Source organism: Mesorhizobium sp. M0808 (genome assembly GCF_040320025.1).
Taxonomy (GTDB): Bacteria; Pseudomonadota; Alphaproteobacteria; order Rhizobiales; family Rhizobiaceae; genus Mesorhizobium.
Window position 1 is genome coordinate 49,482 of record NZ_JAMYOX010000020.1, and the last position, 14,087, is coordinate 63,568.

Annotated in this window: 18 protein-coding genes and 1 pseudogene; 14 read left to right on the forward strand and 5 right to left on the reverse strand. The window is 62.1% G+C overall.

The annotated features are described in order from the left end of the window. The first annotated feature begins 43 nt into the window (after window positions 1–43). The 3 genes from NKI25_RS21650 to NKI25_RS21660 are packed head-to-tail and all read left to right on the forward strand — an operon-like array spanning window position 44 to window position 2,900. Window positions 44–1,219 (forward strand): ABC transporter permease, encoded by a 1,176-nt coding sequence (locus tag NKI25_RS21650; RefSeq protein ID WP_352999318.1) that lies wholly within the window; start codon window positions 44–46, stop codon window positions 1,217–1,219. Beyond that, window positions 1,216–2,154 (forward strand): ABC transporter ATP-binding protein, encoded by a 939-nt coding sequence (locus NKI25_RS21655; protein ID WP_023674500.1) that lies wholly within the window; start codon window positions 1,216–1,218, stop codon window positions 2,152–2,154. The genes NKI25_RS21650 and NKI25_RS21655 overlap by 4 nt, the downstream gene beginning before the upstream one ends. Beyond that, complete coding sequence (locus NKI25_RS21660) at window positions 2,151–2,900, forward strand: ABC transporter permease (RefSeq protein WP_352746346.1); 750 nt, start codon at window positions 2,151–2,153, stop codon at window positions 2,898–2,900. The genes NKI25_RS21655 and NKI25_RS21660 overlap by 4 nt, the downstream gene beginning before the upstream one ends. 27 nt (window positions 2,901–2,927) lie before the next feature. Here the strand turns inward: NKI25_RS21660 and NKI25_RS21665 are convergent, their stop codons facing one another. Further along, complete coding sequence (locus NKI25_RS21665; RefSeq protein WP_023674502.1) at window positions 2,928–3,161, reverse strand: hypothetical protein; 234 nt, start codon at window positions 3,159–3,161, stop codon at window positions 2,928–2,930. Window positions 3,162–3,267: 106 nt separating this feature from the next. On the opposite strand from NKI25_RS21665, the pseudogene NKI25_RS21670 reads away from it, so the two are divergent. Together NKI25_RS21670 and NKI25_RS21675 are read left to right on the forward strand one after the other, a co-directional pair. Beyond that, a pseudogene (locus tag NKI25_RS21670) lies at window positions 3,268–3,733 on the forward strand (DUF2165 family protein). Between the two features lie 255 nt (window positions 3,734–3,988). After that, the gene (locus NKI25_RS21675) at window positions 3,989–6,130 is read left to right on the forward strand and encodes a sodium-translocating pyrophosphatase (protein ID WP_352590555.1); all 2,142 of its coding nucleotides are present in this window, start codon (window positions 3,989–3,991) and stop codon (window positions 6,128–6,130) included. Between the two features lie 124 nt (window positions 6,131–6,254). On the opposite strand, the gene NKI25_RS21680 is transcribed toward NKI25_RS21675, so the two are convergent. After that, the gene (locus tag NKI25_RS21680) at window positions 6,255–6,788 is read right to left on the reverse strand and encodes an outer membrane protein assembly factor BamE (protein ID WP_352590558.1); all 534 of its coding nucleotides are present in this window, start codon (window positions 6,786–6,788) and stop codon (window positions 6,255–6,257) included. 114 nt (window positions 6,789–6,902) lie between these two features. Here NKI25_RS21680 and NKI25_RS21685 point away from each other — a divergent pair, with 114 nt between their 5' ends. The 7 genes from NKI25_RS21685 to NKI25_RS21715 all read left to right on the forward strand — a co-directional run bounded on the left by NKI25_RS21685 (window position 6,903) and on the right by NKI25_RS21715 (window position 11,838). Beyond that, window positions 6,903–7,442, forward strand: a complete 540-nt coding sequence (locus NKI25_RS21685) for a ubiquinol-cytochrome C chaperone family protein (protein ID WP_352999320.1) — start codon at window positions 6,903–6,905, stop codon at window positions 7,440–7,442. A 40-nt stretch (window positions 7,443–7,482) separates the two neighbouring features. Then, window positions 7,483–8,031, forward strand: a complete 549-nt coding sequence (locus NKI25_RS21690) for a YceD family protein (protein ID WP_352999321.1) — start codon at window positions 7,483–7,485, stop codon at window positions 8,029–8,031. 123 nt (window positions 8,032–8,154) lie between these two features. Continuing rightward, entirely contained in the window at window positions 8,155–9,225 is a 1,071-nt protein-coding gene (gene plsX / locus NKI25_RS21695) for a phosphate acyltransferase PlsX (protein WP_352999323.1), read from the forward strand. 9 nt (window positions 9,226–9,234) lie between these two features. Continuing rightward, the gene (locus NKI25_RS21700) at window positions 9,235–10,206 is read left to right on the forward strand and encodes a beta-ketoacyl-ACP synthase III (RefSeq protein ID WP_352575912.1); all 972 of its coding nucleotides are present in this window, start codon (window positions 9,235–9,237) and stop codon (window positions 10,204–10,206) included. Between the two features lie 104 nt (window positions 10,207–10,310). Next, window positions 10,311–10,634, forward strand: coding sequence for an integration host factor subunit alpha (locus NKI25_RS21705; RefSeq protein WP_023717292.1), 324 nt, complete (start codon window positions 10,311–10,313; stop codon window positions 10,632–10,634). A 245-nt stretch (window positions 10,635–10,879) separates the two neighbouring features. Continuing rightward, window positions 10,880–11,422 carry a MerR family transcriptional regulator gene (locus tag NKI25_RS21710; protein ID WP_352575914.1) on the forward strand — a complete coding sequence of 181 codons (543 nt, stop codon included), beginning with the start codon at window positions 10,880–10,882 and terminating at the stop codon, window positions 11,420–11,422. 74 nt (window positions 11,423–11,496) lie between these two features. Beyond that, on the forward strand, window positions 11,497–11,838 hold the full coding sequence (locus NKI25_RS21715; RefSeq protein WP_023674512.1) for a hypothetical protein: 342 nt from the start codon (window positions 11,497–11,499) through the stop codon (window positions 11,836–11,838). A 126-nt stretch (window positions 11,839–11,964) separates the two neighbouring features. Here NKI25_RS21715 and NKI25_RS21720 read toward each other — a convergent pair whose 3' ends face one another. Then, complete coding sequence (locus NKI25_RS21720; protein WP_023674514.1) at window positions 11,965–12,156, reverse strand: hypothetical protein; 192 nt, start codon at window positions 12,154–12,156, stop codon at window positions 11,965–11,967. Between the two features lie 317 nt (window positions 12,157–12,473). Here NKI25_RS21720 and NKI25_RS21725 point away from each other — a divergent pair, with 317 nt between their 5' ends. Further along, window positions 12,474–12,752, forward strand: coding sequence for a helix-turn-helix domain-containing protein (locus NKI25_RS21725; RefSeq protein ID WP_023674515.1), 279 nt, complete (start codon window positions 12,474–12,476; stop codon window positions 12,750–12,752). Window positions 12,753–12,872: 120 nt separating this feature from the next. Beyond that, complete coding sequence (locus NKI25_RS21730) at window positions 12,873–13,331, forward strand: YbaK/EbsC family protein (protein ID WP_352449319.1); 459 nt, start codon at window positions 12,873–12,875, stop codon at window positions 13,329–13,331. 38 nt (window positions 13,332–13,369) lie between these two features. Here NKI25_RS21730 and NKI25_RS21735 read toward each other — a convergent pair whose 3' ends face one another. Together NKI25_RS21735 and NKI25_RS21740 are read right to left on the reverse strand one after the other, a co-directional pair. After that, window positions 13,370–13,564 (reverse strand): hypothetical protein, encoded by a 195-nt coding sequence (locus NKI25_RS21735; protein ID WP_023674517.1) that lies wholly within the window; start codon window positions 13,562–13,564, stop codon window positions 13,370–13,372. 147 nt (window positions 13,565–13,711) lie between these two features. After that, on the reverse strand, window positions 13,712–13,945 hold the full coding sequence (locus tag NKI25_RS21740; RefSeq protein WP_023674518.1) for a hypothetical protein: 234 nt from the start codon (window positions 13,943–13,945) through the stop codon (window positions 13,712–13,714). Window positions 13,946–14,087 lie beyond the last annotated feature (142 nt).

The window sequence follows — 14,087 nt, forward strand, 5'->3', positions numbered from 1 at the left end:
GGCGATTCCGGCGCGCCGCTTTCGAGGTGCGCCGGATCGGCCGATGGGCGAGGGCGTGCGCATCCGGTTCGACAAGCTCGGCGTGGTCATCGCGGCGATATCGGCCTATGCGGCTTTTGCGGCACCATTCGCCACCTTCCGCGCCAATCGCATTGTACCCGGCGAGGCGCGCTCGATCCTCGAATCTTTGCCTGCGACGGTCGGTCCGCTGTTGATGGCGATTGTTGTCGCAGCGGCGCTCATTGCGCTGCTGAAAACGCCGCTTGTTCTGCGCCTCGCCGCCAGTGTGGTTGCGCTTGCAGCGCTGGCGCTGCTGATCGGCGTCGCCGGCAGTTTCCTGACACCTGCCGGCAACACCTTCGCCCGTATCTCGCCGGCTTCGGGCTTTTGGCTGCTTATCTTCGCCTTCACGCTTCTGCTCGCCGACGTGCTTACGCGGCTGAACCTGTCGCCGCAGGCACGGATCGGCGTGCTTGTTGTCGCCGCCGCGGCGATCGGCCTGCTGCTCGTCTCGGGAAGCTGGAACAGCCTGTCGATCCTCAAGGAATATTTCAATCGCTCCGATAGTTTTTGGGCGGAAGGCTCCAAGCATGTGACGCTGGCGCTGGGTTCGCTGGCGGCAGCGGTGATCATCGGCCTGCCGCTCGGCATCCTCTGCCATCGCGTCGAGAAATTGCGGGCCGGCGTGCTCAACGTGCTGAATATCATCCAGACCATTCCTTCGATCGCGCTGTTCGGCCTCTTGATCGCACCGCTCGGCTGGGTCGCTTCGCATGTGCCGGGTGCTGCCGCGCTCGGCATTCGCGGCATCGGCACGGCGCCGGCTTTCGTCGCTTTGTTCCTCTATTCGCTGCTGCCGGTGGTGGCCAACACCGTGGTCGGCCTCGCCGGTGTGCCGCGTGCCGCCAACGACGCAGCGCGGGGCATGGGCATGACCGATCGCCAGCGGCTGTTCGGCGTCGAGTTTCCGCTGGCTTTCCCGGTGATCCTCACCGGCATCCGCATCGTGCTGGTGCAGAATATCGGCCTCGCCACGATTGCCGCGTTGATCGGCGGCGGCGGCTTTGGCGTGTTCGTATTCCAGGGGGTCGGCCAGACGGCGATGGACCTGGTGCTGCTCGGTGCTGTTCCCACGGTGGTGCTGGCCTTCGCCGCTGCCATCATCCTCGATGCAGTGATCGAAATGAGCGCCAGCAAGCGCAGGGTTGAAACGGCATGATCGAGATCGAAGGCATTACCAAGCGCTACGGCGAGACGACAGTCGTCGACGACGTGTCGATAGTAATCGAGCCGCGCAGCATCGCCGTCATCGTCGGCACCTCCGGCTCCGGCAAGACGACGCTGCTTCGCATGATCAACCGGCTGGTCGAGCCGACATCGGGCGTGATCAAGCTCGACGGCGTCGACAACCGCTCGGTCCCGGATTATGAGCTGCGTCGCAGCATCGGCTATGCCATCCAGGGCCACGGCCTGTTTCCGCATCGCACGGTGGCGCAGAACATCGCCACTGTGCCGGTATTGCTCGGCTGGGGCGCCAACCGCATCAAGGCCCGCGTCGACGAGCTGATGACGCTATACCAGCTCGACCCGCAAGCCTACGGGCCACGCTATCCGCATGAGCTTTCCGGCGGCCAGCAGCAGCGCGTCGGCGTCGCCCGGGCGCTTGCCGCGGAACCCAACGTGCTGTTGATGGATGAGCCGTTCGGCGCGCTCGACCCGATCATCCGCAACAAGGCGCAGGAGGATCTGCTGGCGATCCAGAAACGCTTCGGCACCACCATCATCCTCGTCACCCATGACATGGAAGAGGCCGTTCACATGGGCGACAAGATCGCGGTGATGGATGGCGGCAAAGTAGTGCAATATGCCGCGCCGGCCGAGATACTGGCGAAACCGGCCAGCGCGTTTGTCGAGACCCTGGTTGGCGCCAGTGAAAAACCGTTCCGGCTGTTGTCGCTTGGCCGGGTGCGCGACGCGGTGGAAAAAGGCACGGCCGAAGGCGAGGCGATCCCCGGTGACGCCAGCCAACGCGACGCGTTGGCCGAACTCCTGTGGTCGGGCCGCCCGGCACTTCCGGTGAAAGATTCTGACGGCAAATCGCTTGGCCGCGTCACTGTGGACGGGCTGGTTAAGCGTGCGGCGAGGCCGGCATGAAAGCCTGGCTTCCGTCGCTGCTCAGGCTGGCCTTGGTGGTAGTGCTTATTGCCTTCGTCACCAATCCCGGCTGGTTCGAACCGCTGCTGAAGCCGCTGACAGAGAACAACGCGCCGGTAATCTACAATCAGGGCAGCCTTTTGACGTTGACGCTGCTGCATCTGCGGACCGTGCTGATCGCGACGGTTGCCGCGACGATCGTTGCGGTCGCGCTCGCCATTCTGGTCACCAGGCCAGCCGGCGCCGAATTCCTGCCGCTGTCGCGCAGCCTGGTCAATATCGGCCAAACGTTTCCGCCGGTGGCGGTGCTGGCGCTTGCCGTGCCGGCCGTCGGCTTCGGCGAAAAGCCGACGCTGATTGCGCTGTTTCTCTACGGACTGCTGCCGATCTTTGAGAATGCGCTGACCGGCCTGACGACGCTGCCGGCCAACGTAGTCGAGGCGGCGCGTGGCGCCGGCATGACCGGCTGGCAAAGACTGGTCAAGGTCGAGCTGCCGCTCAGCGCGCCGATCATTCTCGGTGGTATCCGGCTGTCGGTGGTGATCAGCCTTGCCACCGCGACCATCGGCTCGACGGTAGCGGCGAGGACACTGGGCGAGGTGATCATCGCAGGCCTGCTGTCGAACAACCTCGCCTTCATCCTGCAGGGTGGCCTGATCGTCGCCGCCCTTGCCGTGCTGATCTATGACGGGCTGTCGGCGGTCGAGCGCTATACCGCCCGGCGCATGGGACGCGAGCCCGAGTAGCGTCTCGGGGCGAAGTTCGCTCTTTTTTCAGTGGCCGGTCGACCGCGTCGGATGATCGAGCGTCAGTTCCAGCGTTGTGCCCGTCTCGCCGGTGATCCAGCGGCGGCGGATGATGGCGAAATCGTGCTGTGTGTCGGCTCTAACCACAGAGACCAAGTCGCCCACCGCGCAATCACTGTCGAGATCGAGGGCTTCGACAGTCTCGGCAATGTCTTGCTTGCCGGCATAATGTCTCGCAATGGCTGTGAGCACGATGATCACTGGCCCACCCGTTGCGCGATCTTCGGGACTCGGCGATTGATGAGTGTGATGCCCCGATCTTTCAGCAGGAGTTCTTGCCATGACCGCGCGTTTCTCCAAGATCGTCATGTGTTTGTGTCTGGCGGCTTTCGCCTGCCTCGTCGCCTTCGGCAACATCACCGATTACGGCTCAAACTTCGCCTTTGTCCAGCATGTGCTGAGCATGGACACGACCTTTCCCGGCAATGCACTGATGTACCGCTCGATCACCAACCCGTCGCTGTGGACGGCTGGCTACTGGCTGATCATCATTGGCGAGGCGCTGACCTGCCTGCTTTACCGCCTGGCAACTCTGGCAGGCGCGCAACGCCAGCGGACAGGCTTTCAACGATGCCAAGAAGTTCGCCATCATTGCCGCCACAATGGGCTTCCTCGTTTGGTATTTCGGCTTGACGGTCGTTGGCGGCGAGTGGTTCGCCATGTGGCAGTCTTCGATTTGGAATGTTCAGGAGGCGGCGTTCAAATTCTACATGACCATGCTGGTGGTGCTGGTCTTCGTCGTCCAGCCGGACGGCGACCCGCGTAAAGCCTGACCGCCGTTCGTCGATTTCAACCGATCTAACCGGATGGCACTGTCGACAGGCGCACACTGCCGTCCAGCCTTTTGGACGAAACCCGGGATCTTTTGGGCGAAAGCCGGACAGGAACGGAACAATATCTTGACGTTCCGAGCCCTGTTTCGCATAAGCCGCTGCGAAGGGACGGATTCCGGTTGCGGAAAATTCGTCCCCTGTCTCAACGGCCCGGGGAGGGGTTCTTTTGGGCCACCAATCGAGGAAAATTCGGCAATGACCATACTTTCAGCTGTCATCGCCTGCGGTCTGCTTTCAGTCCTTTACGCCATCTGGGCGACACGTTCGGTCCTCGCGGCCGATCAGGGCAATGCACGCATGCAGGAAATTTCCGCGGCCATCCGCGAAGGCGCGCAGGCCTATCTGGCGCGCCAGTACACCACTATCGCCATCGTCGGCGTCGTGGTCCTGCTGCTCGCCTGGTGGCTGCTTTCGATCACCGCCGCCATCGGCTTCCTGATCGGCGCCGTTCTATCGGGCGCCGCTGGCTTCATCGGCATGCACGTCTCGGTGCGCGCCAATGTGCGCACCGCGCAGGCGGCTTCCAACAGCCTCGCTGCCGGCCTCGAGATCGCCTTCAAGTCGGGCGCCATCACTGGCATGCTGGTTGCTGGCCTGGCCCTGCTCGGCGTCTCGATCTACTACCTGATCCTGACCCAGTTCATGGGTCTGCAGCCCGACGATCGCGTCGTCATCGACTCGCTTGTTTCGCTCGGCTTCGGCGCCTCGCTGATCTCGATCTTCGCCCGTCTCGGCGGCGGCATCTTCACCAAGGGCGCCGACGTCGGCGGCGATCTCGTCGGCAAGGTTGAAGCCGGCATTCCCGAGGACGATCCACGCAATCCGGCCACCATTGCCGACAATGTCGGCGACAATGTCGGCGATTGCGCCGGCATGGCCGCCGACCTGTTCGAGACCTATGCGGTGACCGTGGTCGCCACCATGGTCCTTGCCGCCATCTTCTTCGGTGGCACCGCCGTGCTCGGCGCGGCCATGCTCTATCCGCTGGCCATCTGCGGGGCCTGCATTCTCACCTCGATCGTCGGCACCTTCTTCGTCAAGCTCGGTTCCAGCGGCTCGATCATGGGCGCGCTCTACAAGGGCCTGATCGTCACCGGCCTGCTGTCAGTCGTCGGCCTTGCCGTCGCCACTTCGGCATGCGTCGGCTGGGGTGAGATCGGCACCGTCGCCGGCATGGCCATCACCGGCACCAACCTGTTCATCTGCGGCCTGGTCGGCCTTGTGGTGACCGGGCTCATCGTGGTGATCACCGAATATTATACCGGCACCAACAAGCGTCCGGTGAACTCCATCGCCCAGGCCTCGGTCACCGGTCACGGCACCAACGTCATCCAGGGCCTCGCGGTCTCGCTGGAAGCGACGGCGTTGCCGGCGATCGTCATCGTCGGCGGCATCATCTCGACATACCAGCTCGCCGGCCTCTACGGCACAGCGATCGCGGTGACGACGATGCTTGGCCTCGCCGGCATGATCGTCGCGCTCGATGCCTTCGGCCCGGTCACCGACAATGCCGGCGGCATTGCCGAAATGGCCGGCCTGCCCAAGGAAGTGCGCCAGTCCACAGACGCGCTCGACGCTGTCGGCAACACCACCAAGGCGGTAACCAAGGGCTACGCCATCGGTTCGGCCGGCCTCGGCGCGCTGGTGCTGTTCGCGGCCTACTCTAACGACCTGAAGTTCTTTGCCGCCAATGGCGACAAATACCCGTACTTCCAGGGCATGGGCGACGTCTCCTTCGACCTCTCCAATCCTTACGTCGTCGCCGGCCTGATCTTCGGTGGCCTGATCCCGTATCTGTTCGGCGGCATCGCCATGACCGCCGTCGGCCGCGCCGCGGGTGCTATCGTCCAAGAGGTGCGCAAGCAGTTCCGCGAGGATCCGGGCATCATGGCCGGCACCTCGAAGCCGAACTATGCGCGCGCCGTCGACCTTCTGACCAAGGCAGCGATCCGGGAGATGATCGTTCCGTCATTGCTGCCGGTGCTGGCGCCGCTGGTGGTCTATTTCGGCGTCCTCCTGATCTCCGGTTCGAAGGCATCCGCCTTTGCCGCGCTCGGCGCCTCGCTGCTCGGCGTCATCGTCAACGGCCTGTTCGTTGCCATCTCGATGACTTCCGGCGGCGGCGCCTGGGACAACGCCAAGAAATCGTTCGAAGATGGTTTCGTCGACAAGGACGGCCTCAAGCACCTCAAGGGCTCCGAAGCGCACAAGGCTTCGGTGACCGGCGACACGGTCGGCGATCCCTACAAGGATACTGCCGGCCCAGCGGTCAACCCGGCGATCAAGATCACCAACATCGTCGCGCTGCTGTTGCTGGCCGTTCTCGCGCACGGCTAAGCTCGGTCGCTATGGCCTTAAGACAAAAACCCGCGGGATCGCTCCCGCGGGTTTTTCATTGCCTGAGATATGCCGCTTACAGGGAAGCGAAAGGAACGGAAGGAAGCCGACACCCTCGGGTGGATCAGGTGCCGCCGAGCGTGCTGCCGCCGCTGGCGCCGGGAACACCAGGCGCCAGTTTGCTGGCGCCACTGATGATCTGGCTGAGGAAGTTCTGGTCCTTGCCGCCGGTCGGCGTGGTGCGCGAGATGAAGTCGAACACCTTGCCCTCCTTCAAGCCGTAATTGGCGATCTGGGTGACGCGCCCGTCATCGCCAAAATAGACCGCCAGCACATGTTGGTCGACCAGCCGCGGCTTGTCGAAGGCGACATAGCGCTTGCGCGTCTGAGAAATGTAATAAAAGGCCTCGTTATCGAAGGTCGCCTTCGTCGAGGGAGTGCCGAGCGCCAGCAGCACCTGTTCGCGGCTTGAGCCGACCGGCACCAGGTCGATCGCCTGCTGGTCGATGACGTAGCCTTGCGTCAGCGTCTCGCTCGGATTGAGATCGCCGATCATCTTGGACGAATTGCAGGCGGAAAGCGCCGCAGCGATCACCAGCAGCGAAACCGCACCGCCGGGCCTGGGCAGGAAAGTCGACTTGAATTTCAGCGCGCGCAACTACAACTCCATAAGCTGGCCGCAACTTGCGCTGGGCCGCAAAACCGGTAAACCAGCTTGCTTGCCGATGCAACAAGGCCACTTCAACAAACGGTCCCGGGAGACCACCCTCAAATGTTCCAGCGCCTCTTTGGCCACGAACGACATGCCAACCGCGCCATCACCGAGGCGCTTTACGCACAAATCGTGGCGGCGGCGCGGCAAACGGTGTTTTATTCCGCCTGGGACGTGCCGGACACGCCGCTCGGCCGCTTCGAGATGCTGTCGTTGCACATGTTCCTGTTCCAGCACCGGGTGCGCGGCGAGGGCGGTGCTGCGGCAGAGGTTGCGCAGGTGCTGATCGACGAGTTCTTCATGGATGTCGAACATTCGTTGCGTGAATTGGGCATTGGCGACGTCGGCGTGCCGAAGCGAATGCGGAAACTGGCGAAGATGTTCTATGGCCGTACCGCCGCCTATGATGATGCGCTGCAACGAAATGACCATGATGAACTCGCCGCCGCCCTTGCCCGCAATGTCAGGCCGGATGCCGGCGCCTGGCCGCAAGCGTCGCAATTGGCACTCTATGCCGCCGATGCATCAAGGCAACTCGCGGAACAGCCGACCGAATCGATCGTTTCCGGAACGGTGGCATTTCCCGTGGCCAACGCTTGAGCGACGGCAGGCCGATGAAGGCGGCGAAGTGGAGGCGAAGATGAAACACCCTGATACCCACAGCCCAGTGTCATTCCTGGCAAATGTCGCCCGGCTGCCGCAAAAGGGGCTGCCGGTGGTGATCGATGCCGACGCTGGGCAGCGCACCCTGCTGGCCGTCGAGCACGAGCTGCTTTCGGTCGAGGACTATCGCGCCGAACTCCTGGTCGAGCCCTGGAAGCGCAACGGGGTGAAAGTCAGCGGCCATGTCGAGGCCGATATAACGCAAGCCTGCATCGTCACCCTCGACCCGGTCGAGGCACATATCGATGAGCCGGTCGAAGCGCTGTTCCTGCCGGAGCAATCCAAGCTCGGGCGGCAAGGTTTCGACGGCAGCGATGAGATCCTGCTCGACGCCGAAGGCCCGGACAGCCCGGAAACCTTTTCCGGCGATGCGATCGACGTCGGGGCGCTTGCCGAGCAGTTCTTTGGCTTGGCGATCGATCCATATCCGCGCAAGCCGGGTGTATCGCTGGAGACCGCCGGCGATGCCGAGCCTGTGGAGAATGAATTCCAGCAAAAGCTCAGATCACTGTTGGGAAAATCCTGATAGCTGACCCAATTTGAGAAAAGTTGGTTGTGCGGCAGCCCAAAACCGTTATTTTCGCCGAACCTTCGCGAGCCCCGCACCTTGGCAAGCCCGCTGGCCAAGCAACCGTGAGATGAACACCGCGTGATCAGGATTTCCATCGATGCCATGGGCGGCGATCACGGGCCAAGCGTGGTCATCCCGGCGCTCATGACTGTCGCCACCCGCCGTCCGGATATACGCTTCGTCATTTATGGGCGCGAAGAAGTGGTACGGCCCGAACTCGCCAAATTCCCCAAGCTGGCGGAAGTGAGCGAGTTCATCCACTGCGAGATCGCAGTGCGGATGGACGACAAGCCGAGCCAGGCGCTGCGCCATGGCCGCTGGAAGTCATCGATGTGGAAGGCCGTCGAGGCGGTCAAGGCAGGCACTGCCGACGCCTGCATCTCGGCCGGCAATACCGGCGCGCTGATGGCAATGTCCAGATTCTGCCTTCGCACCATGGCGACCATCGATCGCCCGGCAATCGCGGCGCTCTGGCCGACATTGCGCGGCGAGAGCGTGGTGCTGGACGTCGGCGCCACCATTGGCGCGGATGCGCATCAACTGGTTGATTTTGCCATTTTGGGCACCGGCATGGCGCGCTCGGTTTTCGGCATCGAACGGCCGAGCGTCGGCCTGCTCAATGTCGGCGTCGAGGAGATCAAGGGCCAGGAAGACGTCAAGGAGGCGGGTCGTATGTTGCGCGAGGCCAACATGGCCTCGATGAACTACCATGGCTTTGTCGAGGGTGACGACATCGGCAAGGGCAGTGTCGACGTCGTCGTTACCGAAGGATTTGCCGGCAACATCGCGCTGAAGACGGCGGAAGGCACCGTCAGGCAGATCGCCGGCTATCTACGCGCGGCGATGAACCGGACGCTGATGGCCAGGATCGGCTATATCTTCGCCAAGACCGCCTTCGATCGCCTGCGCGAGAAGATGGATGTCGGCCGCTCCAATGGCGGCGTCTTCCTCGGATTGAACGGCATCGTGGTGAAGAGCCATGGCGGGGCTGATTCGGATGGCTTCGCGGCGGCGATCGAGCTTGGCTACGACATGGTGCGCAACAATCTGCTTGACCGCATCGAAGCCGATCTCGACCTGTTCCATGCCCGCAATCCGAATGCCCAGACAATCCGGAAATCCGACGTCGTCATCGACGCAAAGGAATAGGAAAGAGCATTGATCAGATCCGTCGTGCGCGGCACGGGCGCCGCGCTGCCCCGCCGCATTATGAAGAATGCCGATTTCGAAGGCATGGTCGAGACGTCGGACGAGTGGATCGTCCAGCGCACCGGCATTCGCCAGCGCCACATTGCGGCCGACGACGAGACGACGGCCTCGCTGGGCGAGGCGGCAGCGCGCGCGGCCCTCGACAGCGCCGGCCTGACGGCTGACGACATCGACGTGATCGTGCTGGCGACCTCGACGCCCAACAACACCTTTCCCGCGACCGCGGTCGAGATCCAGAACCGGCTCGGCATGCACCACGGTTTTGCCTTCGACCTGCAGGCGGTCTGCTCCGGCTTCGTCTATGCAGTGACGACCGCGGACCTCTATATCCGCGGCGGCTTGGCCAGACGGGTACTGGTGATTGGCTCGGAAACATTTTCGCGTATTCTCGACTGGAACGACCGCTCGACCTGCGTTTTGTTCGGCGACGGCGCCGGCGCGATGGTGCTGGAAGCAGGCACGGGGGCAGGCGGCATCGCCGACCGAGGCGTTCTGGCGGCCAGCCTGCGCTCCGACGGCATCCACAAGGACAAGCTTTTTGTCGACGGTGGGCCGTCGACCACCGGAACGGTCGGGCACCTCAGGATGGAAGGCCGCGAAGTGTTCAAGCATGCGGTCGGCATGATCACCGACGTCATCGAGGCGACGTTCGCACAGGTCGGCATTTGCGCCGCCGATCTCGACTGGTTCGTGCCGCATCAAGCCAATAAACGAATTATTGACGCTTCGGCCAAAAAGCTCGGGATAGAGCAGCGGAAGGTGGTGGTGACCGTCGATTTGCACGGTAATACCTCGGCGGCTTCCGTGCCGCTGGCACTGTCCGCAGCCGTCGCCGATGGTCGCATCAAAAAGGGTGACCTGGTACTGCTCGAGGCGATGGGCGGCGGCTTCACCTGGGGTGCCGTCCTGCTCCGCTGGTAAGTGCCGAACTATCGGGTTCGGGTCCTTGACCTTGACGGATCAATTACTTAGGTTCTGCCGTTGCTTGTATCGATTTATGTTTTTGAGCTGATGGGACGGTTCGTATGGGGGGAAAGACACTTACGCGCGCCGACCTCGCCGAAGCCGTTTACCGCAAGGTTGGGCTGTCACGTACTGAATCGGCCGAGCTTGTCGAGGCGGTGCTGAATGAGATCTGCGAGGCGATCGTTCGCGGCGAGACGGTGAAGCTGTCGTCCTTCGCGACCTTCCACGTCCGCTCCAAGAACGAGCGCATCGGGCGCAATCCCAAGACCGGTGAGGAAGTGCCGATCCTGCCGCGCCGGGTGATGACCTTCAAGTCGTCGAACGTGCTGAAGAACCGTATCCTGCGCTCCCATCAAAACAGCAAAGCCAAGGGCAGCAAGTAGCCGTCCAATCCCCCTTTGCCAAGAATCATGCTCCAGGCTTCGGTTGAAAAGCGAACCCTGCTTTTGCGCCGGGCTTGAATATTGTTTCATAAACCGCTGAAATAAGATGCGATTCGGTAGGCCGGATCGGTATTTGGGTGTGATCCGTTCCGCCGGGGCGGAAAGCTGCTCTCTTTGTTAAGCGTGATGTCGCCCGAACCCGGTTCCCGCCTTTCGCGATCATGCTCTAGCGTGAGGATTCGTCCATGGACAAGAGCCCTGATGCTTTCCGCACCATCAGCGAGGTCGCGGAGGATCTGGATTTGCCGCAGCACGTGCTGCGCTTCTGGGAGACGCGTTTCAACCAGATCAAGCCGATGAAGCGCGGCGGCGGCCGCCGCTACTACCGTCCGCAGGACGTCGAACTGATCAAGGGTATTCGTCATATGCTCTACGACCAGGGCTATACGATCAAGGGCGTGCAGAAGCTGTTGCGCGAGAACGGCAACCAGTTTCTGATCGCCGTCGGCAGTGGCGACATGGCGGCGGTCGAGGCGATCTCGCAGCGCCGGCAGGCCGACACGGTACCGCTGACGCAAGCGGCGCAGCCGCGCGGCACGGACGACGAAATGCTGGTTGGCCAGCCGAGGGTGAAACCCAGCCGTCGTTTTTTCGGTATAGGCAAGACCGACGAGGAAGGTCCGGTTCCGCCGGACACGTCAAAACTTTCCCGTGACAATCGCGCATTGCTGCAGGAGGCGCTGTTCGACCTGCTGGAATGCAAGCGCCTGCTCGATCAGGTTCGCTAGAGCCCGCCGGGCTGACCGGAACGGTCTTCAGGGTCATGCGTTAGGCTTCCTTCTACAGATGAAGGAAGCACGTCATGGCATCGCTTTCGAGCATCTCCGACACCGATCTGGACAAACAGGTCGCGGCCCTGACCAGGGAACTGGCCACCTTGAAGAAAGCCGTGTTAAAGCGGGGCGGCGCCTTTTACGAAGACGGGCGCGATACCGCGTCGGATTATTATTCGGATATCACTGAGCGCCTCGGCGACGCCTTGCCGGCAATCAGAAGGCAAGGCCGGGCGATCGAGAAGACCGCCCGAGATCACCCGGCGACGGCGGCCGCTGTCGGGCTGGTTCTGGTCGGGCTCGTCGCCAGTCTGTTCCTCGGCGGCCGGCAGCAACAAGCACCGCGAGCGCGTTCAAGATCGGCACGTTGAGATAAGCAAATGGCGGTGGTCAGCGGACCGCCGCCATTTTTCGCCGACACGGAAAGCCCGGCAAGCGCGCCGCCCTTGATCAAGCACCAGAACGCCTGATTGCGGGTTGTTCGCCCGAGGGTGTTTTCAGTACTTCTTCGCGACAACCTTCTTGTGATGGTGGCGGTAGTGGTGGACGCGGTGATGGTAGTGATGGCGGTGATGCTTCTTGACGGTGGTGTGCATCGTCGTTGCATTCGCGCTGCTTGCGCCGATGATCGGCATCGAGAGGGCAAGTGCGATTGCAAGTCCAAGGGCGGAGAGAAGAGGCTTCTTCATGACATCGTTTCCTTTTTGCGCAGGCGGAATTTGAGCGTCACTGATTCAGGTCGGTGACTCGAGCGCTGCGGTTGGGACTATCGCCTTGCAGTTTTTCGGCAGTTTTTCCGGCCTGTAGAATTTTGTTTCCGAACTGTGTCTGCTGACGAACCGGCCAGATGTCGGCGCGCCGGCATCCGCCATTCATTCCGGCGTCGGTTCACGATGCCGTGACGCTATCTTTGATGCTTGGCAAATCACCGGCGAGCGGGCATTCTCCCGATCGTCTCAGGCAACAACATGATTTGATCTAACTCTTTCATCCCACGGAGTTGCCAATGCCCCAAATAGCAAAACGCGAACCTTACTCCGAACTGGCGGCGAGCGCGGTTACGCCTGAACGCAGTGCCGTCCGAACCGCCCGGGAAGCCCGTGGATACAGCATCGAAGAGCTGTCCCTGGCGTGCGGGCTGGCAGCCTATGAGATTGCCGACATTGAAAGCGGCAAGGATGCCGATCCCTCGAAACGTCGGCGTATTGCCTCCGCGCTTCAACTTCCGGAAAGCGCTCTGTTTGACGAAGCCGTGTTGCCTGCCAAAAGGCGATCCGTGTCGTAGCGACGTGTCATGCTTTTATTCCACGAGCTCGCCATGGGTCGCCCTGGCGGGCTTCGTTTTTTACGGCCACGTAGTGGACTTGCCGGCCGCCACGGCGACGCCAGACGGAAATTGCCGGAGATGAGCCTCGAATCCGTTCGCGCCTTTTTCGCCGCACACGCGCCCGACATTGATGTCATCGTCACGGAGGCAAGCTCGGCGACGGTGCCTTTGGCCGCCGAAGCGCATGGCGTAGCGCCGGCGCAGATTGCCAAGACGATCTGCTTGCGCGCCGGCGACCAGACGATGCTGATCGTGGCCAGCGGGATCTCCAGGCTGGACAATCGCAAATTCAAGGACCGGTTTGGTGGTAAGGCGCGAATGCTGGACGCCGAGCAGGTGCTCGCCGCGACCGATCATCCCGTCGGTGGGGTGTGCCCGTTCGGCCTACCGGCGCCGCTCCCGGTCTACTGCGACATCTCGCTGCGCGCCTTTGACGAGGTCGTCCCGGCGGCAGGCGCGACGAATGCCGCCGTACGGCTCAGCCCGCAACGCCTGGCCGAACTCGTCGACGCCGAGTGGGTGGATGTGTGCCAGTAGCCATTTATCCGGGTCGTGGGATCCGCTGAGCGTTACCGCTACTCGGTCTTCTGTGGCTCTTCTTTTTTGATCGTCTGAGCGTCCGTGACAGTCGACATATCGGCCTTCTCGACGCTTGCTGTCTTCGTCTGCGTGTCGACCGATGCCTGGACCTTGGAATGCGCGGGGCAATCCGCAGAGGCAGCTGATATGGACATGGTCAGTGCCGCGGCTATTGCGAGGAATGTCTTCATGATCATTCTCCTCTTTCGTTCGATGGGTAAAGTTAGCCCGTCTGGCACCGACCGCAAAATCACATTTGTTCACACGCGCTCCTGCGCACACGGAAGCCGACGCTGGGCCAGTAATTCAAATGGTTGCGCGGATAGCCGCTTGCCGTATCAAAGCCCACTGGCTCCGGCCGGACGATTTTTGGCGTTAAAGATCTCGCCGCTCAGAGCCAGTCTCAAATCTTCGGCGCTGAGCTGACCACTTTCAAATAAATCCATCACCCTGCGGCCGAGCAGTTCTCTGCCTGGATCTCCATCAGCGAGGCCTAGTTCACGGCATCGGGCATCGAGTGCCTTGGTCAACATGGTCAGATCGGCAGGACAGGCAACCCCTTGAAGCGACATTGCATCTCTCCCGGACAGGGCGAAAGCGCGTGGCATCTTCGAAGCGTCCGCTCGCCCTTACAACTGCGGACGACGGCAATTCAACTACAGCCAACCTTTTTCGAACTCAACATTCAAACGTACCAAAACGCCGCGCGCTCCA

Excerpts from the sequence above, each read along its gene's own strand:
- NKI25_RS21650 (WP_352999318.1), top strand. The coding sequence starts at position 44 with ATGGGCGAGGGCGTGCGCATCCGGTTCGACAAGCTCGGCGTGGTCATC.
- NKI25_RS21655 (WP_023674500.1), top strand. The coding sequence starts at position 1,216 with ATGATCGAGATCGAAGGCATTACCAAGCGCTACGGCGAGACGACAGTC.
- NKI25_RS21660 (WP_352746346.1), top strand. The coding sequence starts at position 2,151 with ATGAAAGCCTGGCTTCCGTCGCTGCTCAGGCTGGCCTTGGTGGTAGTG.
- NKI25_RS21675 (WP_352590555.1), top strand. The coding sequence starts at position 3,989 with ATGACCATACTTTCAGCTGTCATCGCCTGCGGTCTGCTTTCAGTCCTT.
- NKI25_RS21685 (WP_352999320.1), top strand. The coding sequence starts at position 6,903 with ATGTTCCAGCGCCTCTTTGGCCACGAACGACATGCCAACCGCGCCATC.
- NKI25_RS21690 (WP_352999321.1), top strand. The coding sequence starts at position 7,483 with ATGAAACACCCTGATACCCACAGCCCAGTGTCATTCCTGGCAAATGTC.
- NKI25_RS21705 (WP_023717292.1), top strand. The coding sequence starts at position 10,311 with ATGGGGGGAAAGACACTTACGCGCGCCGACCTCGCCGAAGCCGTTTAC.
- NKI25_RS21710 (WP_352575914.1), top strand. The coding sequence starts at position 10,880 with ATGGACAAGAGCCCTGATGCTTTCCGCACCATCAGCGAGGTCGCGGAG.
- NKI25_RS21715 (WP_023674512.1), top strand. The coding sequence starts at position 11,497 with ATGGCATCGCTTTCGAGCATCTCCGACACCGATCTGGACAAACAGGTC.
- NKI25_RS21720 (WP_023674514.1), bottom strand. The coding sequence starts at position 12,156 with ATGAAGAAGCCTCTTCTCTCCGCCCTTGGACTTGCAATCGCACTTGCC.
- NKI25_RS21725 (WP_023674515.1), top strand. The coding sequence starts at position 12,474 with ATGCCCCAAATAGCAAAACGCGAACCTTACTCCGAACTGGCGGCGAGC.
- NKI25_RS21730 (WP_352449319.1), top strand. The coding sequence starts at position 12,873 with ATGAGCCTCGAATCCGTTCGCGCCTTTTTCGCCGCACACGCGCCCGAC.
- NKI25_RS21735 (WP_023674517.1), bottom strand. The coding sequence starts at position 13,564 with ATGAAGACATTCCTCGCAATAGCCGCGGCACTGACCATGTCCATATCA.
- NKI25_RS21740 (WP_023674518.1), bottom strand. The coding sequence starts at position 13,945 with ATGTCGCTTCAAGGGGTTGCCTGTCCTGCCGATCTGACCATGTTGACC.